Genomic DNA, 22,143 nt, shown 5'->3' on the forward strand with positions numbered 1-22,143 from the left:
AGCCAATGGGTCCTACGGTGACGCGTATGCAGTCCTACACCATCGGACAGGCGGCGCGTCTGCTCGGCGTCAGCCCTGACACCGCCCGCCGCTGGGCGGACGCCGGCCGAGTCGCGACCCATCGCGACGAGGGCGGGCGCCGCCTCATCGACGGCCGGGATCTGGCTGCCTTCTCCATCGAGGTCGCCCAGGGCGGCGGGAGCGGCGACGAGGACGTCTCCTACACGTCCGCGCGCAACGCGTTCCCCGGCATCGTGACCGCGGTCAAGCTCGGTGACGTGGCGGCGCAGGTGGAGATCCAGGCGGGCCCTCACCGCCTGGTGTCCCTGCTGACCAGGGAGGCCGTCGAGGAACTGGGACTCGAAGTCGGCATGCAGGCCACCGCCCGCGTGAAGTCGACCAGCGTGCACATCGACCGCACCTGACCCCTCACGCATACAAGCGGCGCCCCCGTCACAGGCGCGGCTCACCACCATCCGCCCGGACGGCCCCTGCCGGCCACACGCCCCCAGGAGAACCACCCTCATGTCTTTCAGCTTCACCAGACGCCGCACCGCGGCCGTCGTGACGACCGCTCTCCTCGTGCCGCTGGCCGCCTGCGGCACCGGCGACGGCACGACGGACTCCGGCGCCAAGGCCACCGAGCCTGCCACCAGCGCCCCCAGGGCCGATCTGACGGTCCTGGCCGCCGCTTCGCTGACCGATGTCTTCAAGACGGCGGGCGCGGCGTACGAGAAGGCACACCCGGGCACCAGAGTGACGTTCTCCTTCGCCGGGTCGCAGGAACTCGCCGCGCAGGTGAAGCAGGGCGCCCCCGCCGACGCCCTGGTCACCGCCGACACCAGGACGATGGACGGGCTGAAGGCCGACACCGGCGCGCCGACCGTCATCGCCAGGAACCGGCTGGTCATCGCCACCGGCGAGGGCAACCCGAAGAAGGTCGGCGAGCTGAAGGACCTCGGCGACCCGCAGCTGAAGGTCGTCCTCGCCGCACCCGAGGTGCCGGCCGGCCGCTACAGCAAGAAGATTCTCGACGCCCAGAAGATCACGGTGAAGCCGGTCTCCCAGGAGCCGAACGTTCGTGCCGTCCTGAGCAAGGTCGAGCTCGGCGAGGCCGACGCCGGCCTTGTCTACAAGACCGATGCCGAGAAGTCCGTCGACAAGGTCGACGCGGTCGCGATCCCCGACGACCAGAACGCGATCGCCGAGTACCCGGCCGCCACGCTGAAGGCGTCGAAGAACTCCGAGGCCGCCACCGCGTTCGTCGCCTGGCTGAGCACTCCCGAGGCGCAGAAGATCCTCCAGGACGCCGGCTTCCAGCAGCCGTGACCGCACCATGACCGCCTACTGGGGCTGCCCGGGTCGGGGGGCCGGGCAGCCCCCGTACGGCCGGCGCCGCTCCCCTCCCGCGAGCCCGGGGAACCCTCGATGAAACACCACCTCCGCACCCTCGTGCCGACATCGGCGGAGAGGCCGCGTGCCGCGCGGCCTCACGCGCCGCTCGCCCTGGCGGTCCCGGCGCTGCTGGCCGTCGCGTTCCTGCTGCTCCCGCTGATCGGGATCCTCGTCCGCACATCCTGGGGCGAGCTCGGTGCCCATCTGACCAGCCCGGGCACCACCCAGGCGCTGCGGCTGTCGCTCGTCGTCTCACTCTGGGCCCTCGGCCTGTCCCTGCTGCTGGGCGTGCCGCTGGCCTGGCTCCTGGCCCGGACGGACTTCCCCGGCAAGGCGTTCGTCCGCTCGCTCGTCCTGCTTCCGATGGTCCTCCCGCCCACCGTCGGCGGTGTCGCCCTCCTCCTCGCCTTCGGCCGCCGCGGCCTGCTCGGTCCCTGGCTGGAGAACACCTTCGGCATCACCCTGCCCTTCCACACCTCGGGCGCGGTTCTCGCCGCGACCTTCGTCGCCATGCCCTTCCTCGTCATCAGCCTCGAGGGAGCGATCGGCGGACTGCGCCCGCGTTACGAGGAGACCGCCGCCTCTCTGGGGGCCTCGCCGATACGCGTGTTCTTCACCGTGACGCTGCCCATGGTCGCTCCGGGACTCATCGCCGGCGCCGCCCTCACCTGGGCGCGGGCTCTCGGCGAGTTCGGCGCCACCATCACGTTCGCCGGCAACCTCCCCGGCACCACCCAGACGCTGCCCCTGCAGGTCTATCTGCTGCTTCAGGAGGAGCCGGAGGCGGCGACGTCCGTCTCGCTCCTGCTGCTCGTCATCGCCATGCTCGTGCTCGTCGCGCTGCGCGGGCGTTGGACCGGAACGCCGAGCGACCGGACGCGGCACGCCCCACGCCCGGCCGACGAGCCCGTCCCGGTCATCGCGGCGCGTCCTGCGGAGCCCGAACCGCTGGTGCCTGAGGCCCTGTGGCCCCTGCACGCCGAGGTCACGGGCTTCACCCGGCTGACGCTGGACGCCGAGCCGGGCACCACGATCGCGGTCGTCGGCGCCAACGGCGCGGGCAAGACCACACTCCTGCGCGCCCTCCTCGGCCTCACCCCCCGCGCGCACGCCACCGTGCGGCTCGGCGACACCGACGTCACCTCGCGACCTCCGCACCGCCGGGGAGTGGCCTGGGTCCCCCAGGACGGCGCCCTCTTCCCGCACATGAGCGCACTCGCCAACACCGCGTACGGCCTGCGCGCTCACGGCGTCCCCCGCGCCGAGGCCCGCCGCGAGGCACAGCAGTGGCTCGACCGGCTCGGCGTCGGTCACCTCGCGCGCCGCAGGCCCGCACAGGTCTCCGGCGGACAGGCACAACGGGTCGCCCTCGCCCGCGCGCTCGCCGCCCGGCCACGGCTACTGCTCCTCGACGAACCGCTCGCCGCCCTCGACCAGACCACCCGGGCCCATGTACGGCACACCCTGCGCAGGCATCTCGACGGTTTCGGCGGTGTCTGTCTGATCGTCACCCACGATCCGGTCGAAGCCGTCTCGCTCGCCGACCGGGTCCTCGTACTCGACGACGGACGCCCCCTCCAGGACGCCCCGCCCGCCGAGGTCGCCCGCCACCCCCGCTCGCCTTGGGTGGCCCGCATGCTCGGGCGGAACGCCTGGCCGGGCACGACCACGACCGAAGGACTGGAGCTGGCCGGCGGTGGACGGCTGGTGATCGCGGACTCGACTCCGGCGGGCACAGAAGTACTGGCGATCATCGCGCCCGAGGCCGTGGCCGTGTACCGCGACAAGCCCGGCGGAAGCCCACGCAATGTGTGGTCCGGCACCGTACGGGAGATCACCACATCGGGCAGCAGGCTCCGTGTGCTGATCACCTCCGACCGGGCCCCCGACCTCGTCGCGGAGATCACCCCGCAGGCTGCGGCGGACCTCGGCCTCGCGGACGGCACGCCCGTGTGGACGAGCGTCAAGGCGACCGAAGTGACCGTCGTGGCCCTGTGAAACGGCTCGGACCAGCCCGGCGCGGCCTGGACGACGGGCCGAGCGCGGCGTGTGCGACAACAACCGTGCGGCCACGCTCAGCGGACCCGGCGCTGCTGCCCGGTGGCCGCTTCTGCACCCGTCACGGGCAGCGCCTGCAGTACCAGGACCGAGAGGTCGTCCTCGACGGGACTGGGACCGAAACCGTGCACCGTCTGGCGGATACGCTCGGCCACGGCTTTCGCTCCCAGCCCGGCGCATTCGCCGAGCACCGCGGACAGGCCGTCGCCGTCGTCCAGCTGCCGGTGACCGTTCCGGCGCTCGGTGACCCCGTCGGTGACGCACAGCAGTGTCTCGCCCGGGGCGAGACTGAAGGAGCCGGCCTCGAAGACCGCGTCGTTGTCGATGCCGAGCAGCATCTGGGGTTCCGCCGCGGCCACCACTGAGCCGTCGGTCAGCAGGCGCAGGGGCAACGGGTGCCCGGCGCTGGCGATCGTGCAGCGGGGGCCCTCGGTGCCCCGGCCGAGCTGCAGCTCCCCGTACAGCATGGTGAAGAACCGCGGGCGGGCCTGTTCGCCGCCGTTCGCGACGGCTTCCGCGCTCTCCTCCGCCATGGCGGCGTTCAGCCTCCGGAGCACCGACTCGACGCCGTGGCCCTCGCGTGCCAGCAGTCTGACCAGGTACCGGGCGAGACCGGTGACCGACATCGCCTCCGGATCCTTGCCCTGCACGTCGCCGAGCATGAAGCCCCAACGGCGCTCCCCCATCGGGAACAGGTCGTAGAAGTCGCCGCCGACCGTCTGGCCCTCGCCGTGCGGCTCGTAGACGATCGCCGTCTCGACGCCCGGAATGCTGGCCAGGAATTCGGGCAGCTGATTGCGCTGCAGAGCCCGGCTGATCGTCTTCTGCCGGGTGTACCGGCGGGCGGTGACCAATGACTGCGCGATCCGCCGCGCCACGTCCTGCACCACGTTCGCCAGGCTGTCGGTCATGCGGAGCTGCCCGGTCCTGCCCAGGAGGAGCACGCCCTGGCAGACGCCGCCGGCGACCAGGGGGAACGCCAGCGCCGAGCCCCGCGTGCCCGCGTCCCCGGCAGTCTCCGGCCAGGGCCACGGGATGCTCGCCACACTGAGAACGGCGGGCGGTACTTCTTTCAGCAGTTCCTGGCGCAGCGCGTCGATGCGCCACTCCTCGGCATGCCAGACCTGGGACAGCCGCATGCGGTCGCCGTCCCCGGCCAGCCATACACCGCACCAGTCGGCGAGCCGGGGCACCAGCAGTTGTCCTGCGAGTGCGGCCACAAGATCCTCGTCGAGCTGGCCCGCGAGAAGCTCGCTGCCCTCGGCGAGGAAGGTGGGACCCGCCTGGTCGGGCCACTCGGCGATGAGCCCGTCACGGCCACCGACCGGTACCGATGCGCCTGCCCCGGAGTCCTGCCGGACGCCCCGCGGCGACGCCGTGGGCTCGGGGGCCCGGCGGCGCTCCGGCCCCGCAGTCTCCAGGCGGAACCACACCGACTTCCGGTCCTGGCCGTAGGTCACCCCCCATGACGCGGCCAGCGCGGCCACGATCCGCAGGCCGAGGCCCCGCCCGCCGGGCAGGTCCTCCGGGGCGCTCAGCGTCCGGGTGGGGTGGCGGTCGGTCACCTCGATGATCACGGCGACGGGCGCGTCCTTGTCGCCCGCGGGTGCCGAGGGGCCGGGCTCCCCCTCCGGGCGTGAACGGCTGCGGCCCCCTTCCAGCGAGCAGATGACGTCGATGTCCGTGCCGGCGTGCATGACGGCATTGGTGGCCAGCTCGCTGACCAGCAGCTCCGCATCGCCTCTGACCTGTTCGAAGTCCTCGGTGATCGGCTGGGACGCGGCCACGACCATCGCGGCCTGCTCGGCGAGAGTCGCGTGCACGAACGCGCGCGCCTCGGAGGCCGCCCGCTGGCTGGCCTGGAGCGTCGTTCGCGATACGCACCTGTCCGGTTGCGAGATCAGAACCGATCCAGAGGGCAGAGCCGACCAAGGAGATACAGCGGCCATATACGTCCTCAGTGATCTTTCATCAGATACCTCACTAAACACATATAGTGTGACGTATCTGCCCAGGTCGACGATAGGGGTGGACTGCCATGGCGCTCGACCCGGTTTCGGCCGACTCCCGATTCACGACCGGGGAACCGCCCGAGTCAGCGGAATCCCCAGACCCGCCCGAGGTCACGAAACTCGCTCCCTCCCCCACGCGCCCGGACCCCACATGGGTGCGCAGCAGCGACTTGCGCCCACTGGTCACCGCTCTGCAATCACTGCGCGACGGTGACTTCACCGTCCGCGTGGACGGTGGGCAGGAGGGGGTCCTGACAGAGATCGCCGGCATGCTCAATCAGATCGCCGTGCGCAACGAGCATCTGGTCAGCGAACTGCAGCGGGTCCGCCGCGAGGTCGTGCGGCACGGCAGACTGGACGAGCGGCTCTCGGCAAGCCCGGGGCAGGGCTCCTGGGTGACGGGCGTGGACTCGGCGAACACACTGCTCGAGGCCCTGGTGTCGCCGGTGTCGAACGCCACGCGCGTACTGGACGCGGTGGCGGACGGGGAACTGACGCAGCGCATCGACATGCACGACGGCAACCGCCAACTCCGTGGCGACCTGCGGCGTCTGGCGCGCTGCGTGAACCGCACGGTCGACCAGCTCTCGCTGTTCACCGGCGAGGTGACGCGGGTGGCCCGCGAGGTCGGCACCGAAGGCCGGCTGGGCGGCCGCGCCCATGTACGCGGCCTGTCCGGCGACTGGCGCCTGGTGATCGAGGCGGTCAACACGATGGCGTCCCGGCTGACGTCGCAGGTCCGGGACATCGCCGTCGTCACGACAGCGGTGGCGCGCGGCGACCTCACCCAGCACGTGACGGTGGAGGCCACCGGTGAGGTGCTGGAACTGAAGCTCACGGTCAACACGATGGTCGACCAGCTGCGGGCGTTCGCCGACGAGGTGACACGCGTGGCACGCGAGGTCGGCACCGAAGGCCAGCTCGGCGGCCAGGCACACGTCGGGGACGTCTCCGGCGTCTGGCGGGACCTCACCGACAACGTCAACTTCATGGCGTCCAACCTCACCTCCCAGGTCCGCAACATCGCCCAGGTGGCCACCGCCGTCGCCACCGGCGACCTGAGTCAGAAGATCACGGTGGACGCGAAGGGCGAGATCCTGGAACTGAAGTCGACGATCAACACGATGGTCGCCCAGCTGTCGGCGTTCGCCGACGAGGTGACACGCGTGGCACGCGAGGTCGGCACCGAAGGACAACTCGGCGGACGCGCCCAGGTCCGCGGCGTCTCCGGCGTCTGGAAGGACCTCACCGACAACGTCAACTTCATGGCGTCCAACCTCACCTCCCAGGTCCGCAACATCGCCCAGGTCACCACCGCCGTCGCCCAGGGCGATCTCGGCAAGACGATCACCGTGGAGGCGAAGGGCGAGATCCTGGAACTGAAGTCGACGATCAACACGATGGTCGCCCAGCTGTCGGCGTTCGCCGACGAGGTGACACGCGTGGCACGCGAGGTCGGCACCGAAGGACAACTCGGCGGCCAGGCACACGTCAGGGACGTCTCCGGCGTCTGGAAGGACCTCACCGACAACGTCAACTTCATGGCGTCCAACCTCACCTCCCAGGTCCGCAACATCGCCCAGGTCACCACCGCCGTCGCCGACGGGGACCTCTCGAAGAAAATCACCGTGGACGCCCGCGGGGAGATCCTCGAGCTGAAGGACACGGTCAATACGATGGTCGACCAGCTGCGGGCGTTCGCCGACGAGGTGACACGCGTGGCACGCGAAGTCGGCACCGAAGGACAACTCGGCGGACGCGCCCAGGTCGGTGGCGTCTCCGGCGTCTGGAAGGACCTCACCGACAACGTCAACTTCATGGCCGACAACCTCACCTCCCAGGTCCGCAACATCGCCCAGGTCGCCACCGCCGTCGCCCAGGGTGACCTGTCCAAGAAGATCGACGTCGACGCGCGCGGCGAGATCCTCGAACTCAAGACGACCATCAACACCATGGTCGACACGCTCTCCTCGTTCTCCGCCGAGGTCACGCGCGTGGCCCGCGAGGTCGGCAGCGAGGGCCAACTGGGCGGCCAGGCACGGGTCGAGGGCGTCTACGGCACCTGGAAGCGGCTGACGACGAGCGTCAACGAACTCGCCCTCAATCTGACCACGCAGGTCCGCGCGATCGCCGAGGTCGCCAGCTCCGTGGCCCAGGGCGACCTCACCGGCTCCATCGCGGTCGAGGCCAGCGGCGAGGTCAACGAGCTGAAGAACAACGTCAATCTCATGGTCTCCAACCTCCGCGAGACCACGCGGGCCAAGGACTGGCTGGAGTCGAACCTCACCCGTATCGCCGGTCTCATGCAGGGCCACCGCGACCTGGTCGAGGTCGCGGACCTGATCCTGCGTGAGCTCACCCCGCTGGTCAACGCGCAGTTCGGGGCGCTCTTCCTGGAGGAGGCCGGTGCCAAGACCGGCCGGGGCCTGAAGTTCATCGCCGGTTACGGCAGCGCCGAAGGCCCGGGCGACAGCACCCACCCCGGCACCAGGAAGCCGGTGCGGGGACTGATCGCCCAGGCCGCCGTGGAGAAGAAGCGCATCCTCGTCGACGCGGTCCCGCCGGGGTACATCAGCATCGAGTCCGGGCTCGGCTCGGCACCGCCGACCAGCATCGTCATCCTCCCGATCCTGTTCGAGGGCGAAGTGCTCGGTGTCATCGAACTCGCCTCGTTCAGCAGGTTCAGCGAGGTCCATCTGGCCTTCATCGACCAGTTCGTGACCACCATCGGCGTCTCGATCAACACCATCCTCTCCAACGCGCGCACCGAGGCCCTGCTCTCGGAGTCCCAGCGGCTCACCGCGGAACTGCGGCGCTCCAACGCGGAACTGGAGGACAAGGCCGCCCTGCTGGCCAGCTCGTCGCAGTACAAGTCGGAGTTCCTGGCCAACATGTCGCACGAGCTGCGCACCCCGCTGAACTCGCTGCTGATCCTGGCCCGGCTGCTGGCCGACAACCCGGACGGTCATCTCGCCGATCAGGAGGTGGAGTTCGCGGCCACCATTCACCGGTCGGGATCGGACCTGCTCCAGCTGATCAACGACATCCTCGACCTGTCGAAGATCGAGGCCGGCCGGATGGACGTCCATCCGAGGAAGCTGCCGCTGACCAAGCTGCTCAACTACATGCATGCCATGTTCCGGCCGCTCGCGAGCGAGCGTGGACTGTCCTTCGACGTCACGGTCGGCGACGGCGTGCCGAGCGAGCTGTACTCCGACGAGCAGCGGCTCCAGCAGATCCTGCGGAACCTGCTGTCGAACGCGGTGAAGTTCACCTCGTCGGGCAGCGTGGAGCTGCGGGTCGAGCGGGCAACGGGCCACGAGATCGAGCGGGAGGGACTGCCGACGAGCGAACCGGTCCTCGCGTTCTGCGTCGAGGACACCGGCATCGGCATCCCGCGGGAGAAGCTGGCCGTCATCTTCGAAGCGTTCCAGCAGACCGACGGCACCACCAGCCGCAAGTACGGCGGCACCGGGCTGGGGCTGTCCATCAGCAGGGAGATCGCCGGCATGCTGGGAGGCCGGATCGTCGCCGACAGCGAACCCGGCGTCGGCTCCCGGTTCACGCTGTACGTGCCCGCGCGCCACACCGCGGCCATCGCGCCCACGACCGAACCTCCGCCTGTGTCCGCGGGCCGAAGCGCGGATACCACGCCGCAGCCCGTCCCCCTGCTGCCGGCCGGGCCGCTCACCGCTCCCCCGGCGCCACGGACGACGAGCGTCCCGGAGGCCGCCTCCAGCAGTGTGGCAGCGGCCACCGGCCGGGACGCGCCGGGCTGGCCGGAGACGACGCGGCTCAAGGAGTGGATCACCGGCCGTCCGCGCCAGGTGCTGGCCGGGCGCACCATCCTCATCGTGGACGACGACATCCGTAACGTCTTCGCACTCATGCATGTGCTCGGACGAGTGGGCATCACCGTCAAGTACGCCGAGAACGGACGCGAAGGTCTCGAGATGCTGGACCGTGCTCCCGCCATCTCGCTGATCCTGATGGACATCATGATGCCCGAGATGGACGGGTACGAGACGATCGGCGCTGTGCGGAACTCCCCCCGCTTCGCCGACCTGCCGATCATTGCGCTGACCGCCAAGGCCATGCCGGGCGACCGGGAGAAGGCGCTCGAAGCGGGCGCATCGGAGTACGTTCCCAAACCCGTGGACGTGGACCACCTGCTGTCCGTGGTCTGCGATCTGCTCGACCCGCGGGGTCGCTCCGCGAGTCCGTGGCCCGTGCAGGCGCCGGACGTCGCCGAGGAAGACGACGAAGACCCGTCGAGGCAGAGGTCATGAGCACACATCCGACCGAGAAGTGCAGCATCCTGATCGTCGACGACATCGAGGAGAACCTGATCGCGCTCGAGGCCCTGCTCGGCCCGCTCGGACAGGAGTTGGTGCGCGCCCACTCCGGCGAGGAAGCACTGAAAGCCATGCTGCGGCAGGACTTCGCCGTTGTGCTGCTCGACCTCCTGATGCCCGGCATGGACGGCTTCGAGACCGCCGCGAACATCAAGCGTCTGGACCAGACGAAAGATGTGCCGATCATCCTCCTGACCGGGGCCGAGGTCGAGTCGGACTACGCCTACCGCGGATACTCGATCGGCGCCGCGGACTTCCTGACGAAGCCGTTCGACCCATGGCTGCTGCGCACCAAGGTCAGCATCTTTCTGGACCTGTATCGAAAGAACCGCCAACTCGCCGCCCAGGCCGAGCAGCTGCGACGTCTCTTCGCCGAGGCCAGGACCGCCAGCGCCCCCGGGGACCGTACAGAGTCGGCCGACGCCCTCGCCGAACGACGCGAGAAGAGACTGCGCTCCTCGGAGAGCGCACCCCGCGCCGCGACTGCACGGACCGAGGAACGGCTGGCGGAGGTCGGCGAACAGCTGGCGCAGATCGAACTCCTGCTGCGCGACACCAACAGCTCCGATGCCCCCACTCTCGCCGACCGCGTCGCCGAACTCGAACGAGCCGTCGGCGGCCTGCGCCTGGGCCCGGAGTGACGTGACAGATCAGGATCGTCCCTGACCCGGCTGCCCCGGCGACGTCGCACACAGCATGGCTGCCGCCGTGTTCCCGAGCCGCGCGAAACAGTGGCGGAGCGGTGGGCCGCCTGCTCGGAAAGGCCGGGCGAGCTCCGGCTGTGCCGGTACCAGGAAACGGCTGCAGTGGCACGCCGGGCGCGTGGGCCGACGGTGCTCTGACGCGGCGAACGGAAACCATGACGGGGCTTTGATGCGGCTCCCCCTCGGCGATCCGTGCGGCCAGGACCGCCTGCTCGAGGGCCTGCCGGACTCGCATGTGGAGTGACGCAGCCGGCTCCCGGGCGCTTCCCGTAATGGCCGCATCAAAGCTCCGGGCATACCCGTAAGGAGCCCATCAAGGAGTGCCGACGCCTCGCTGAAAGCGCGGTTTGCTAATTCTCGGCCACACGGCCGATTTTCTACTCATCACTTCATCCAGGAGCTCACGATGGCCGACGTGGCCTTCGTCGTCACCACGCTCGCGGTTTTCGCGCTGGTGGCTCTCATCGCCAAAGGGGTGACCAGGCTGTGACTGTCGAGAACGTCGTCGGCCTCGTTGTCGCCGTCTCCCTGCTCGGATATCTCGTCCTCGCCCTTGTGTACCCGGAGAGGTTCTGAGCACCGGTATGAGCCCCCAAACCGCTGGCGTGCTCCAGCTGCTCGCGCTGATCGGCGCACTCGCGCCGGCGTACCGCCCCCTGGGCGACTACATGGCCCGCGTCTACTCCTCCGAGAGGCACTACCGGCCGGAGAAGTGGATCTACAAGGCGATCGGTGCCAATCCGTCCGCCGAGATGCGCTGGCCCGCCTATCTGCGCGGCGTCCTGGCCTTCTCCGCCGTGAGCGTCCTCTTCCTCTACTTCCTGCAGCGCCTGCAGGGCAGCCTGCCCGGCTCCCTGGGCTTCGCATCGATCGACCCGGACCAGGCGTTCAACACGGCCGCGTCGTTCGTGGCGAACACGAACTGGCAGTCGTACTACGGCGAGCAGGCCATGGGCCACGTCGTGCAGACCGGCGGCCTTGCGGTGCAGAACTTCGTCTCCGCCGCCGTCGGCATGGCCGTCGCGGTGGCGCTGGTACGTGGCTTCGCCCGCTCGCGCACCGGCGAGCTGGGCAACTTCTGGTCCGACCTGGTCCGCGGCACCGTCCGCATCCTGCTACCGCTCTCGGTGATCGGCGCGATCGTCCTGGTCGCCTGCGGCGCCATCCAGAACTTCGCCGGTATCCACGAGGTCGGCCAGTTCACGGGTGGCACCCAGCAGTGGAACGGCGGGGCGGTCGCCTCCCAGGAAGCCGTCAAGGAACTGGGCACCAACGGCGGCGGCTACTTCAACGCCAATTCCGCCCACCCCTTCGAGAACCCGAACCCGTTCTCGAACCTCTTCGAGATCTTCCTGATCCTCGTCATCCCGTTCGCGCTGACCCGCACCTTCGGCAGGATGGTCGGCTCGATCAAGCAGGGCTACGCGATCCTCGGCACGATGGTGACGATCTGGCTCGGGTTCACCGCGCTGATGATGTGGACCGAGTTCGCGCACCACGGACCGGCGTTCGAGATCGCCGGCGGTGCGATGGAGGGCAAGGAGACCCGCTTCGGGATCGGCGGCTCGTCGATCTTCGCGGTGGCCACCACCCTCACCTCGACCGGCGCGGTGAACTCGTTCCACTCCTCCTTCACCGGGTTCGGCGGCGGGATCACGATGCTCGGCATGCAGCTGGGCGAGATCGCGCCCGGCGGTGTCGGCTCCGGTCTCTACGGCATGCTGGTCATGGCGATCATCGCGGTGTTCATCGCCGGGCTGATGGTCGGCCGCACCCCCGAGTACCTCGGCAAGAAGATCGGTACCCGTGAGATCAAGTTCGCCGCCTGCTACATCCTGATCACGCCGGCGCTGGTGCTCGCCTTCACTGCCGCGGCGATGGCGCTGCCCACCCCGGCGAACTCGATGACGAACTCCGGCGCGCACGGATTCTCCGAGATCCTGTACGCCTACACCTCCGGCGCCAACAACAACGGTTCCGCGTTCGCCGGCCTCAACGCCGACACCCAGTGGTTCAACACCACCATCGGTATCGCGATGCTGCTCGGCCGGTTCCTGCCCATGGTGTTCGTGCTGGCGCTGGCCGGCTCGCTCGCCGAGCAGAAGCCCGTGCCCGAGACCGCGGGCACGCTGCGCACCGAGAAGCCGCTGTTCACCGGGCTGCTGGTCGGCACCATTCTGATCATCACCGGTCTGACCTACTTCCCGGCGCTGGCGCTGGGGCCGCTCGCCGAAGGACTGGCGTCATGACCAACGACATCAAGAAGCAAGAGGACGCCATGTCCACCGCGACTCCGACCTGTGCGCCCCACCAGGACGTGCCCACCGGACACAAGCCGGATGCAGGGCGAGTCGGCGGGGGGCTGTTCGACCCCAAGCAGCTGATCAAGTCCTTTCCGGACGCGATCCGCAAGCTCGATCCCCGGGTGATGATCAAGTCGCTGGTGATGTTCGTGGTCCTGGTCGGCTCGGTCGTCACGACCGTGCTGGCCCTCAAGGACCCGAGCGACTGGTTCGGCTGGGCGATCACGGCCTGGCTGTGGCTGACCACGATCTTCGCCAATCTGGCGGAGGCGGTGGCGGAGGGCCGCGGCAAGGCGCAGGCCGACACCCTGCGCAAGGCCAAGACCGACACCGTCGCCCGCCGAGTCGTCGGCGGGACCGAGGAACGGGTGCCGGGCACCGATCTGCGCATCGGCGACCTCGTGGTCTGCGAGGCCGGCGACATCGTCCCCGGCGACGGTGACGTCGTCGAAGGCGTCGCGTCGGTGGACGAGTCCGCCATCACCGGTGAATCGGCACCGGTGATCCGCGAGTCCGGCGGTGACCGGTCCGCGGTCACCGGCGGTACGAAAGTGCTGTCCGACCGCATCGTCGTCAAGATCACGACGAAGCCCGGTGAGACCTTCATCGACCGGATGATCAACCTGGTCGAGGGCGCCGCCCGGCAGAAGACACCCAACGAGATCGCGCTCAACATCCTGCTCGCGTCGTTGACCATCGTCTTCCTGCTGGCGGTCGTGACGCTGCAGCCGTTCGCGATCCACGCGGGCGCCGAGCAGTCGATGATCGTGCTGACGGCGCTTCTGGTGTGCCTGATCCCGACCACCATCGGCGCGCTCCTGTCCGCGATCGGCATCGCCGGCATGGACCGGCTGGTGCAGCGCAACGTGCTCGCGATGTCCGGCCGTGCGGTCGAGGCCGCGGGCGACGTCTCGACCCTCCTTCTGGACAAGACCGGCACGATCACCCTGGGCAACCGGCAGGCCGCGGAGTTCGTCCCGGTCAAGGGTGTCACCGAGGCCGCGCTGGCCGACGCCGCCCAGCTGTCCTCACTGGCGGACGAGACGCCCGAAGGCCGGTCCATCGTCGTCCTGGCGAAGGGAAAGTACGGGCTGCGCGGGCGCCACCAGGGCGAACTGATGGGCGCCGAGTGGGTGGCCTTCACCGCCCAGACCCGGATGTCGGGTGTGGACGTGGACGGGCGCATGGTGCGCAAGGGCGCGACCGGATCGGTCGTGGCCTGGGTCAAGGAGCGGGGCGGCAGTGTTTCGGAGGACGCCCAGGCGCTCACCGACCGCATTTCACAGGCTGGTGGCACGCCGCTGCTGGTGGCTCTGGAAGATACGGAAGGCGCCCGGGTCCTGGGTGTCATTCACCTCAAGGACGTCGTCAAGGACGGCATGCGGGAGCGCTTCGACGAGCTGCGCCGCATGGGCATCAAAACGGTCATGATCACGGGCGACAACCCGTTGACCGCCAAGGCCATCGCCGAGGAGGCGGGTGTCGACGACTACCTCGCGGAGGCGACGCCCGAGGACAAGATGGCCCTGATCAAGCGCGAGCAGGCCGGAGGCAAGCTCGTCGCGATGACCGGCGACGGTACGAACGACGCCCCCGCGCTGGCCCAGGCGGACGTCGGGGTGGCGATGAACACCGGCACCTCGGCCGCCAAGGAAGCCGGGAACATGGTCGACCTCGACTCGAATCCCACCAAACTCATCGAGATCGTCGAGATCGGCAAGCAACTCCTCATCACCCGAGGCGCACTCACCACCTTCTCCATCGCCAACGACGTCGCGAAGTACTTCGCGATCATCCCCGCGATGTTCGCGGTGGTCTATCCGGGCCTGGACAAGCTCAACATCATGGGGCTGTCCTCGCCCCAGTCGGCGATCCTGTCGGCCGTCGTCTTCAACGCGCTGATCATCGTCGCCCTGGTGCCGCTCGCCCTCAAGGGCGTGCGGTACCGGCCGACCAGTGCGGACAAGATGCTCCGCCGCAACCTGGGCCTGTACGGGCTCGGGGGGCTGATCGCGCCCTTCATCGGCATCAAGCTCATCGACCTGCTCATCTCCACCATCCCTGGCATCGGGTGACGTCATGAACAACTCTGTACGCAACACAGCCCGCCTGATCGGCGCCGGCCTGCGGGCCCTGCTCGTCCTCACCGTGATCTGCGGGATCGTCTACCCGCTCGCCGTGACAGGGGTGGCTCAGGCCCTGTTCAACGACAAGGCCAACGGCTCCGAGATCAGGTCCGAGGGCAAGGTGGTCGGTTCCGCACTCATCGGCCAGACCTACAACCTGCCCCCGAAGAATCCGGACGACGCCGAGGAAGCCGCCCGACCGGACCTGAAGTGGTTCCAGCCCCGCCCCTCCAACGGCCTCGGCAGCAACAGCGTCAACACCCAGTACTCACTGATCCTCTCCGGCGCGACCAACCGCTCCGCGGACAACGCCGAACTGGTCCAGTGGGTCACCGACGCCAAGAAGGCCGTCGTCGCGGACAACAAGGCGAAGGGCTACGAGCCCAGGCCCTCCGACGTGCCCGCCGACGCCGTCACGTCCTCCGGCTCCGGACTCGACCCCCACGTCTCCCCCGAGTATGCACAGCTCCAGGTCCACCGGGTGGCCGAGAAGAACAAGCTCACCGTGCAGCAGGTCGAGAAGCTGGTGAAGGACCACACCGAGGGCCGGACCCTCGGCTTCATGGGCGAGCCCCGTGTCAACGTCCTCGAGCTCAACATCGCCCTCAAGGCGCTGACCCAGAGCTGATGTACGACGCGGCCGAGGCCGGGAGCTCGTGGCCAGCGCCCTCGCCAACCGCGTCGAACTCCGGGTCGTCGACCGGGGCCCTGGCGTACCGGACGAAGCCAAGCACCGGATCTTCGAACCCTTCCAGCGCCACGGAGACGCACCACGCGGCGCCGGAGTCGGCCGCGGCCTCGCCGTCGCCCGCGGCTTCACCGAAGCCATCGGCGGCAACCTCACCGCGGAGGACACCCCGGGGGCGGCCTCACCATGGTCCTCACCCTGCCCAAGGCAGCGGACGCCCCCGAGGTTCCAGCCACGGCCATCATCTGAAAGGCGCGTACGGCGCGCACGCCCCGCCCGGGCACACTTCCTCGGCTTCGGCGTCAGTGTTAAGAACGCGACATGAATCGTGTTGTCGCGCGCTGCAAGAAGTACTCGGCGGCAACCTCCTGGTGTGGCAGATTCCTGGGGTCCTGACCGTGGCGTGCGCCGAACCATGCTCGCGCTGGCCGCTGCTGCCGTGCCCCTGATCGCGCTGGGCGCAGCTCTTGACGTTCTGTGGCTGCTCGGAATCGGTGCATGGCTGCTCATCGCCGCTTTCGCGATCGCACTGTTCCGTCGGCCTTAAGAACTGCTATCGGAATGGCTTCAGGCGTCGCCAGCAGATGAGTGAGCAAGCGAGGCTGAGGAACGCTTCGTGGATGTCGTCGCGTACTTCCCAGCGGATCCGTAGCCGGCGGAACCAGTGCAGGTGGGCGAAGGTCCGCTCGACGACCCAACGGTCGGTGCCGAGGCCTGATCCGTGGGGGACTCCGCGTCGGGCGATGACGGGTTTGACGCCCAAGGCCCAGGCGAGTCGCCGGTACTTGTCGTGGTCGTAGCCGCGGTCGCCCAGCACCGTCGAGGGCCGGCGGCGAGGGCGGCCGCGCTTGCCCCGGATCGGCGGGACCGCCTGCAGGAGGGGGATGAACTGAGTGACGTCGTTGCGGTTGCCGCCGGTCAGGGTGACTGCAAGCGGAATGCCCGCGGCGTCGGTGATCAGGTGATGCTTGCTGCCGTTTCTGCCCCGGTCAACGGGGCTTCGTCCGGTCTTGGAGCCCCTTTTAACGCGCGTATGTGAGAGCCGTCGACCACGGCACGGGAGAGGTCCAGAGCGTCCGCTCCACGAAGACGAGCGAGGAGATCCTCGTGCAGTCGCGGCCAGACGCCGGCTTCGGTCCACTCCGCCAGGCGGCGCCAGCAGGTCATGCCCGAGCCGAAGCCCAGCTCCTGCGGCAGGTGTTCCCACGCGATCCCGGTATGCAGCACGAACAGGATGCCTTGGAACACCAGCCGATCCGGATGCCGCTTCCGCCCCGGATGACGAACCCGACGCTCCACCCTCGGCAGCAGCGGCTCGATCACCGCCCAAAGCTCATCGTCCACTTCCCACGGCTTCCGCCGAACCACCCCACACCCCCAGATCAACACTCGGGAGGCCATCCAACCAGCCCGAAGATCATTTCGTTAGGGGTTGTAAGAGGCCCAAGCGGAGCTCAGCGCCGCTGGACCGGATGGCCGTATCCGGGTGAACAACAGAGCCACCTGCTTGTTGCTGGGTGCCCAAATGTTGCGGCTTCGCCCTCCTCCCGGCCTGGATCGCCCACAACCTCGACGATGCCCACACCTCAGCCTTTCCCGCGTGCCTCGCCCGTGCCCTCGGCACCGGGACGTGCTCACCTTCGGCCTTGTGCCTTTTCGGTGAGGGCTCGTGGGTGGACAAGCTGTCCGTGCAGCTCGCCTCCAAGATGCGTTGCGTCTCGGTGCAGTTGGAAACCGAGTCTGTGCGCGAGGTATGCAATCCGTTGCCGACCACGGTGGCATCGGGTGAGCTCCGCGGGGTGAGAGTCCCGACCGTTCCCGAGAGGCCGCTCGCCGTGGGGGCTCCCGGACAGGCCGGTGGCGGTACCGGCCTGTCCGGGGGCACTTCCGGTCAGGCGAGGCGCGGTGCCAGGGCCCGCGAGCCCGGCATGATCCCAACGAGAGGCCCTAGGTCAGCGACTCCCCGGCATCCACGCCGCCGACGACCGTTGAGAGCAGCCGCAGCCGTCCGTCCCGGTCGCCGTCCCACTCGGCGACGCACAGGTCGGCGCGCGTGCCCACCTCGATCACACCGCGATCGGTGAGGCCGAGCGCGCGCGCCGGATTGGCCGACGCCATGGCCCATACCTCGGCGAGGGTGAAGGGGGTCATCTGCACGGCCCAGCGCACGCAATCGAGCAGTGAACGGCCTGATCCCGCGAGCAGTTGAGTCCCGCTCAGCCGCAGCCTGCCGGACGGTTCCACGGTGACCGCTCCGCCCACCGGTGTGCGGTACTCGCCGGTCGGGCAACCCGCCAGAGCGACAGAATCGCTGACGAGCACCGCGCGTCCGATCCCCTTGGCCCGGACCATGGCGACGAAGGCGTCGGCCGGCAGGTGGTGACCGTCCGCGATGAACGTGGCGATCAGCGCGTCCTCGGCGAGCTGGGCCCACACGTGGTTCGGGTGCCGCGGCAGGACTGCGTGCGTGCCGTTCCCCAGGTGTGTCGAGAGTCTGGCGCCGGCACGTGCGGCGGCGCGCACCTGCGCCGGCGAGGCGTCCGTGTGCCCCACCGCGACGACGATCCCGGCCTGCGTCGCGGCGCGGATGTACTCCGGGGCGCCGGGTCTTTCCGGGGCGAGCGTGACGATGCGGACCAGGCCCGGTGCGGCGGCGAGCCATAGCGCCAGCTCCCGCGGATCGGGGTCGCGCAGGTGCCGGAGGTCGTGAGCGCCGCGCGGACCGTCCGCCGCCGCCAGGTACGGGCCTTCGATGTGCACGCCGATGACGGTCTGGGCCACGAACGGAGCGCGCTCACGCGCCTCTTCCACGGTCCGCAGCGTCGAGAGGATCCGCTCGCGCGAGGCGGTCACCACGGTGGGGCAGAAGGAGGTCACCCCGTGCGCCCAGAGCGCACGGGTCAACTCCCCGACCGTGTCGGCCGAGACGTCCTCGGCGTTGACGTCGTGCCCGGCATAGCCGTTCACCTGGAGGTCGACCAGCCCCGGCAGCAGCAGGGGGCGGCCGGGGCGCGCGCCCACGGGCTCGATCGATGCGATACGGCCGTCCTCGATGCACAGCCGCACGTCGCGGCCGTCGAGCAGCCGGCCGTCGAGGCGGGTCACGACGCCCCTTCGAGGTGGCCCGCCGCCGAACTGCCGGATGTGAGACGGCCCGCCGCTGCGGCGTCCAGGTACACCGAGACCGCCGGGTGGGTCCTGATCGCGCTCGCCGGGCACTGCGCCTCCACCGGTCCTTCGAGGGAGGCGGCTACTGCCGCCGCCTTGTGCGAGCCGTGCACCGTCACGACCACCGCGGAGGTGCTCAGCAGTGCGGGCACCGTCAGGGTCAGGGCGTGGGTCGGCACGTCCTCCAACGCGGGGAAGAGCCCCTCCTCCACCTGCTGCCGGCGGGACGCCTCGTCCAGGCGGATCAGACGGACGGTCTCGGGGTCGTCGAACCGGCCGGCGCCGGGTTCGTTGAACGCGATGTGGCCGTTCATGCCGATCCCCATGCAGACCAGGTCCATCTCCGCCGCCCGCACGAGTGCCGCGTACCGGGACGCCTCCCGAGCCGGTCCGCGGCCGGGTCTCATACGCTCGAACCGCCCCGGCCCTGCCGCTTCCAGACGCTCTTCGAGCCATGCGCCGAAAGCATGCGGGCTCCCCTCCGGCAGACCCACGTACTCGTCCATGTGGAAGGCGTGCACACTGCTCCAGTCGACCAGGGGGTCCTTCAGCAGCGTCCGCAGCATCTCATCCTGCGAGGGGGCCGAGGCGAACAGGACGCGGGCCCGTCCCTTCGCGGCGACGGCCGCACGAAGGATCCGTGCTGCCTCGCGCCCGGCGGCCGCTCCCGTCGCAGCGGCGTCGCGGAAGACGTGCACGCTTACGCCGTCACCGGCGCTCTCCGATCTGTCCGGCAGACTCATCGTTCCACCCTTCAGTGCAATCGGTTGCAGCGACATTAAGGGCTGCCACACGACGGGTCAACACAGGGCGGGCCCGGCACCGTTCGACGGGTGACCGACTGGACGTCAGACGGGGCGTCCCGTCGAGCCGCGCAGGGTGAGGGTGCCCTCCAACCGGACGTCCCGGACCTGTTCCCCCGCCATGCGCCTGCGCAGTGCGTCGACGGCGGCCTGTCCGAGCCGGTCCATCGGGGCGGATATCGTGGTGAGCGCGGGTGTCACGGCACGGGCGAGCAGCACGTCGTCGCAGCCGACGACACTGCATCCGGCCGGCGTCCGGACTCCGGCCTCTGCCAGTCCACTCAGGACTCCGCACGCCATCAGGTCGTCGAACGCGAAGGCCGCCGTCGCCCCGGATGCCACCAGCGCAGGGGTCGCCTCGCGCCCGCCCTCGAAGGAAGCCGGGAAGGCCCCGAGCTCCACCAGAGTGACGCGGGTGCCCTGCGCCCAGGCGCGGACGGTGGCCGCCCGCTGCCGGGCCGCCCACGACGACGAGGGGCCACACAGCAACGCGACCCTGCGATGGCCCAGTTCCTCAAGGTGCCGGCCCGCGTCGGTGAGGGCCACGGTGTTGTCGCAGACGACCGCCGGGAAGCCGCGCATCCTGCGGTTCACGACGACGGCCGGGAGGCCCTCGGCGGCTCCCTTCAGTTCGGAGGACGAGCGGGGGGAGGCGATCAACAGCCCGTCGACCTGCCCCCTGAGCTGCTTGATCAGCCCGATCTCCGCCGCTGCGCTCTCCTCCGCGTCGACGAGCATCACGGAGGCCTCCATCTCGGCCGCCGCCCGCTGGATCGCCCTCACCAGCGGCGGGCAGAACGGGTTGGTGATGTCGTGGACGAGCAGTCCGATCGTTCCCGTCCGGCCGGTCGCGAGCCCGCGGGCGGCCTTGTTGGGCCGGTAGCCCAGCTCCCGGGCCGTTGCGTGAATACGCTCCCGCACATCGGCGTTGACAACCTCGGGCCGGCTGAAAGCACGCGAGACCGTGGCAGCGGAGACACCACACATCTGGGCGATCGAATAGATCGTCGCCTGCTTCATTCCGCCTCCACATTCTTCGTCCACCGATCGGTACCGCACAGCCGCACCGAGACACTATTGTACTAGCCAGTACTGCAATCGGTTGCACATCTGGAGGTCTGCGCATGAGGTCCGCAGCGCGGGAACAACTGGAGCGCGTCGTCCTGCCGTACTGGCTGGAGCGAGGCCCGGACCGGGATCGGGGCGGGTTCCTCACGTGCTACGACAACCGCGGCCGCAGCCTCGTCTCGACGGACAAGTTCACCTGGTCGCAGGGGCGCCTGGTCTGGCTGCTGGCCCGGGCGGCACGGATGGCCCGGGGTGGGCTCCTCGACCTGGACGTCGGCCTTCTGGAAGGCCTCGCGGTCCGCGGTGCGCACTTCCTGGCGGACCACGCGATCCGCCCGGACGGCACCTGTCACTTCGTCGTGGACGTGGACGGCGTCCCCAAACCAGGGCCGACCGGGGAGACGCAGAGCGTCTATGCCGACTGCTTCGTGGTGATGGGGCTGGCCGAGCTTGCCGGGACGACGGCATCGCCGTACTGGCTGGAGCTGGCCGAGCCCCTGTTGCGCCGCGCCACCGCCGACATCACGGCCGGCCGGGCAGCGACGCCGCCGTACGAGGTCCCTGCGGGCCACACCGCCTTCGGCCCGAGGATGATCCTGCTCAACGCACGGCTGGAGCACGCCCGCGCTCGTGACCGCCTCGGCCTGCTGACCGGGGAGGACGTGGCGGCGCTGTCCGCCGCACGCACGGCGATGCTGTCGCACCGCAACCCTGACGGCACGTTCACCGAGATCTTCTCCCCGACAGCCGGTGACACCTCAATGTTGGCCAGGCACCGGGTGCCCGGTCATGCGATCGAGGGCATCTGGGTGGCGCTGGAAGCGGCGGAGTTGACGGGAGATCGGCACGATGTACCGGCGCTCCTCGAGAGTGTGGGCGTGCTCTGCCACTCCGCCTGGGACCCGTGCCACGGAGGCCTCTTCCGATACGTCGACACCGATGGGCCGGTGGCTCCCCGCGGCACCGTGAACGGCTCCGCGTACGAGGACCTGGTCACCGGGACCTGGGACACGAAGCTGTGGTGGGTGCACACGGAGGCCGCCTACACGACCGCACTCGGCGCGCGCCGGTTCGGCGACGGAACCTGCGCGGCCTGGGCGGAGAAGATCTGGGACTACACGCTAGAGACCTTTCCCGGCAGGGACGAGGGCGAGGAGTGGATCCAGATCAGGGACCGCGCGGGCCGCCCGCTCGACCGGGTCGTGGCGCTACCGGTCAAGGACCCGTTCCACATAGCCAGAAACCTCATGCAGCTGGTGGAGTTGCACGAGAACGCGGGCTGACACCAACGCACGGTCGTCCAGGCGATCCCCGGGCCGGCGGACCGATCGCGGCCGTGTGCTGCCCCGTGAGGGTGCGGCCGCGACCGGTCCGGCGCCTACCTCGTCTCCGGCGTCCAGCGGTACAACGTGCTGCCGCGGTTGTAGTAGTAGGAGCCGAGGCTGCCGTCGGCGCGACCAGCA

At 69.6% G+C, this 22,143-nt stretch carries 16 protein-coding genes and 1 pseudogene; 12 read left to right on the top strand and 5 right to left on the bottom strand.

The annotated features are described in order from the left end of the window. The first annotated feature begins 26 nt into the window (after positions 1-26). The 3 genes from ABZ070_RS01770 (at position 27) to ABZ070_RS01780 (ending at position 3,393) form a co-directional block, all read left to right on the top strand. Positions 27-425, top strand: a complete 399-nt coding sequence (locus tag ABZ070_RS01770) for a helix-turn-helix transcriptional regulator (RefSeq protein ID WP_356628793.1) — start codon at positions 27-29, stop codon at positions 423-425. 100 nt (positions 426-525) lie between these two features. Further along, positions 526-1,329, top strand: a complete 804-nt coding sequence (modA, locus tag ABZ070_RS01775) for a molybdate ABC transporter substrate-binding protein (protein ID WP_356628795.1) — start codon at positions 526-528, stop codon at positions 1,327-1,329. Positions 1,330-1,428: 99 nt separating this feature from the next. Beyond that, a complete protein-coding gene (locus ABZ070_RS01780; protein WP_356628797.1) occupies positions 1,429-3,393 on the top strand; it encodes an ABC transporter permease in 1,965 nt (654 codons plus the stop codon). Positions 3,394-3,470: 77 nt separating this feature from the next. Here the strand turns inward: ABZ070_RS01780 and ABZ070_RS01785 are convergent, their stop codons facing one another. Next, the gene (locus ABZ070_RS01785; RefSeq protein ID WP_356628799.1) at positions 3,471-5,276 is read right to left on the bottom strand and encodes a SpoIIE family protein phosphatase; all 1,806 of its coding nucleotides are present in this window, start codon (positions 5,274-5,276) and stop codon (positions 3,471-3,473) included. A 215-nt stretch (positions 5,277-5,491) separates the two neighbouring features. On the opposite strand from ABZ070_RS01785, the gene ABZ070_RS01790 reads away from it, so the two are divergent. The 8 genes and pseudogenes from ABZ070_RS01790 (at position 5,492) to ABZ070_RS01825 (ending at position 16,188) form a co-directional block, all read left to right on the top strand. Next, complete coding sequence (locus tag ABZ070_RS01790; protein ID WP_356628801.1) at positions 5,492-9,754, top strand: HAMP domain-containing protein; 4,263 nt, start codon at positions 5,492-5,494, stop codon at positions 9,752-9,754. Further along, positions 9,751-10,461, top strand: a complete 711-nt coding sequence (locus tag ABZ070_RS01795; RefSeq protein WP_356628803.1) for a response regulator — start codon at positions 9,751-9,753, stop codon at positions 10,459-10,461. The genes ABZ070_RS01790 and ABZ070_RS01795 overlap by 4 nt, the downstream gene beginning before the upstream one ends. Before the next feature lie 549 nt (positions 10,462-11,010). Further along, positions 11,011-11,100 carry a K(+)-transporting ATPase subunit F gene (kdpF, locus tag ABZ070_RS01800; protein WP_037860493.1) on the top strand — a complete coding sequence of 30 codons (90 nt, stop codon included), beginning with the start codon at positions 11,011-11,013 and terminating at the stop codon, positions 11,098-11,100. Positions 11,101-11,108: 8 nt separating this feature from the next. Next, positions 11,109-12,773: a potassium-transporting ATPase subunit KdpA gene (gene kdpA / locus ABZ070_RS01805; protein WP_356628805.1), complete on the top strand. Its 1,665-nt coding sequence runs from the start codon at positions 11,109-11,111 to the stop codon at positions 12,771-12,773. Then, positions 12,770-14,902 carry a potassium-transporting ATPase subunit KdpB gene (kdpB, locus tag ABZ070_RS01810; RefSeq protein ID WP_356628807.1) on the top strand — a complete coding sequence of 711 codons (2,133 nt, stop codon included), beginning with the start codon at positions 12,770-12,772 and terminating at the stop codon, positions 14,900-14,902. The genes kdpA and kdpB overlap by 4 nt, the downstream gene beginning before the upstream one ends. Before the next feature lie 4 nt (positions 14,903-14,906). Then, complete coding sequence (locus ABZ070_RS01815) at positions 14,907-15,581, top strand: potassium-transporting ATPase subunit C (RefSeq protein ID WP_356628809.1); 675 nt, start codon at positions 14,907-14,909, stop codon at positions 15,579-15,581. A gap of 31 nt (positions 15,582-15,612) precedes the next feature. Then, a pseudogene (locus tag ABZ070_RS01820) lies at positions 15,613-15,890 on the top strand (sensor histidine kinase); the annotation flags it as partial. Between the two features lie 124 nt (positions 15,891-16,014). Then, a complete protein-coding gene (locus ABZ070_RS01825; protein WP_356628811.1) occupies positions 16,015-16,188 on the top strand; it encodes a hypothetical protein in 174 nt (57 codons plus the stop codon). Between the two features lie 6 nt (positions 16,189-16,194). Here the strand turns inward: ABZ070_RS01825 and ABZ070_RS01830 are convergent. The 4 genes from ABZ070_RS01830 to ABZ070_RS01845 all read right to left on the bottom strand — a co-directional run bounded on the left by ABZ070_RS01830 (position 16,195) and on the right by ABZ070_RS01845 (position 20,632). Beyond that, positions 16,195-17,042, bottom strand: a protein-coding gene (locus ABZ070_RS01830) for an IS5 family transposase (protein ID WP_356628813.1) whose coding sequence is annotated in 2 segments (ribosomal slippage) — positions 16,195-16,665 and positions 16,668-17,042 — 846 coding nt in all. Because the reading frame shifts where the segments join, the coding sequence is not laid out codon by codon here. Between the two features lie 546 nt (positions 17,043-17,588). After that, on the bottom strand, positions 17,589-18,746 hold the full coding sequence (locus tag ABZ070_RS01835) for an amidohydrolase family protein (protein ID WP_356628815.1): 1,158 nt from the start codon (positions 18,744-18,746) through the stop codon (positions 17,589-17,591). Beyond that, entirely contained in the window at positions 18,743-19,552 is an 810-nt protein-coding gene (locus ABZ070_RS01840) for a 6-phosphogluconolactonase (RefSeq protein WP_356628817.1), read from the bottom strand. Before ABZ070_RS01840 ends, ABZ070_RS01835 begins: the two co-directional genes overlap by 4 nt. Positions 19,553-19,657: 105 nt before the next feature. Further along, the gene (locus tag ABZ070_RS01845; RefSeq protein WP_356628819.1) at positions 19,658-20,632 is read right to left on the bottom strand and encodes a LacI family DNA-binding transcriptional regulator; all 975 of its coding nucleotides are present in this window, start codon (positions 20,630-20,632) and stop codon (positions 19,658-19,660) included. Positions 20,633-20,736: 104 nt separating this feature from the next. On the opposite strand from ABZ070_RS01845, the gene ABZ070_RS01850 reads away from it, so the two are divergent. Beyond that, the gene (locus ABZ070_RS01850; RefSeq protein ID WP_356628821.1) at positions 20,737-21,963 is read left to right on the top strand and encodes an AGE family epimerase/isomerase; all 1,227 of its coding nucleotides are present in this window, start codon (positions 20,737-20,739) and stop codon (positions 21,961-21,963) included. The last annotated feature ends 180 nt before the right edge of the window (positions 21,964-22,143 follow it).

Origin of the sequence: Streptomyces sp. NPDC006283 (genome assembly GCF_040613325.1) — a bacterium.
GTDB lineage: Bacteria > Actinomycetota > Actinomycetes > Streptomycetales > Streptomycetaceae > Streptomyces.

Excerpts from the sequence above, each read along its gene's own strand:
- ABZ070_RS01770 (WP_356628793.1), top strand. The coding sequence starts at position 27 with ATGCAGTCCTACACCATCGGACAGGCGGCGCGTCTGCTCGGCGTCAGC.
- ABZ070_RS01815 (WP_356628809.1), top strand. The coding sequence starts at position 14,907 with ATGAACAACTCTGTACGCAACACAGCCCGCCTGATCGGCGCCGGCCTG.
- ABZ070_RS01850 (WP_356628821.1), top strand. The coding sequence starts at position 20,737 with ATGAGGTCCGCAGCGCGGGAACAACTGGAGCGCGTCGTCCTGCCGTAC.
- ABZ070_RS01845 (WP_356628819.1), bottom strand. The coding sequence starts at position 20,632 with ATGAAGCAGGCGACGATCTATTCGATCGCCCAGATGTGTGGTGTCTCC.
- kdpB (WP_356628807.1), top strand. The coding sequence starts at position 12,770 with ATGACCAACGACATCAAGAAGCAAGAGGACGCCATGTCCACCGCGACT.
- ABZ070_RS01840 (WP_356628817.1), bottom strand. The coding sequence starts at position 19,552 with ATGAGTCTGCCGGACAGATCGGAGAGCGCCGGTGACGGCGTAAGCGTG.
- kdpA (WP_356628805.1), top strand. The coding sequence starts at position 11,109 with ATGAGCCCCCAAACCGCTGGCGTGCTCCAGCTGCTCGCGCTGATCGGC.
- ABZ070_RS01790 (WP_356628801.1), top strand. The coding sequence starts at position 5,492 with ATGGCGCTCGACCCGGTTTCGGCCGACTCCCGATTCACGACCGGGGAA.
- ABZ070_RS01780 (WP_356628797.1), top strand. The coding sequence starts at position 1,429 with ATGAAACACCACCTCCGCACCCTCGTGCCGACATCGGCGGAGAGGCCG.
- ABZ070_RS01795 (WP_356628803.1), top strand. The coding sequence starts at position 9,751 with ATGAGCACACATCCGACCGAGAAGTGCAGCATCCTGATCGTCGACGAC.
- modA (WP_356628795.1), top strand. The coding sequence starts at position 526 with ATGTCTTTCAGCTTCACCAGACGCCGCACCGCGGCCGTCGTGACGACC.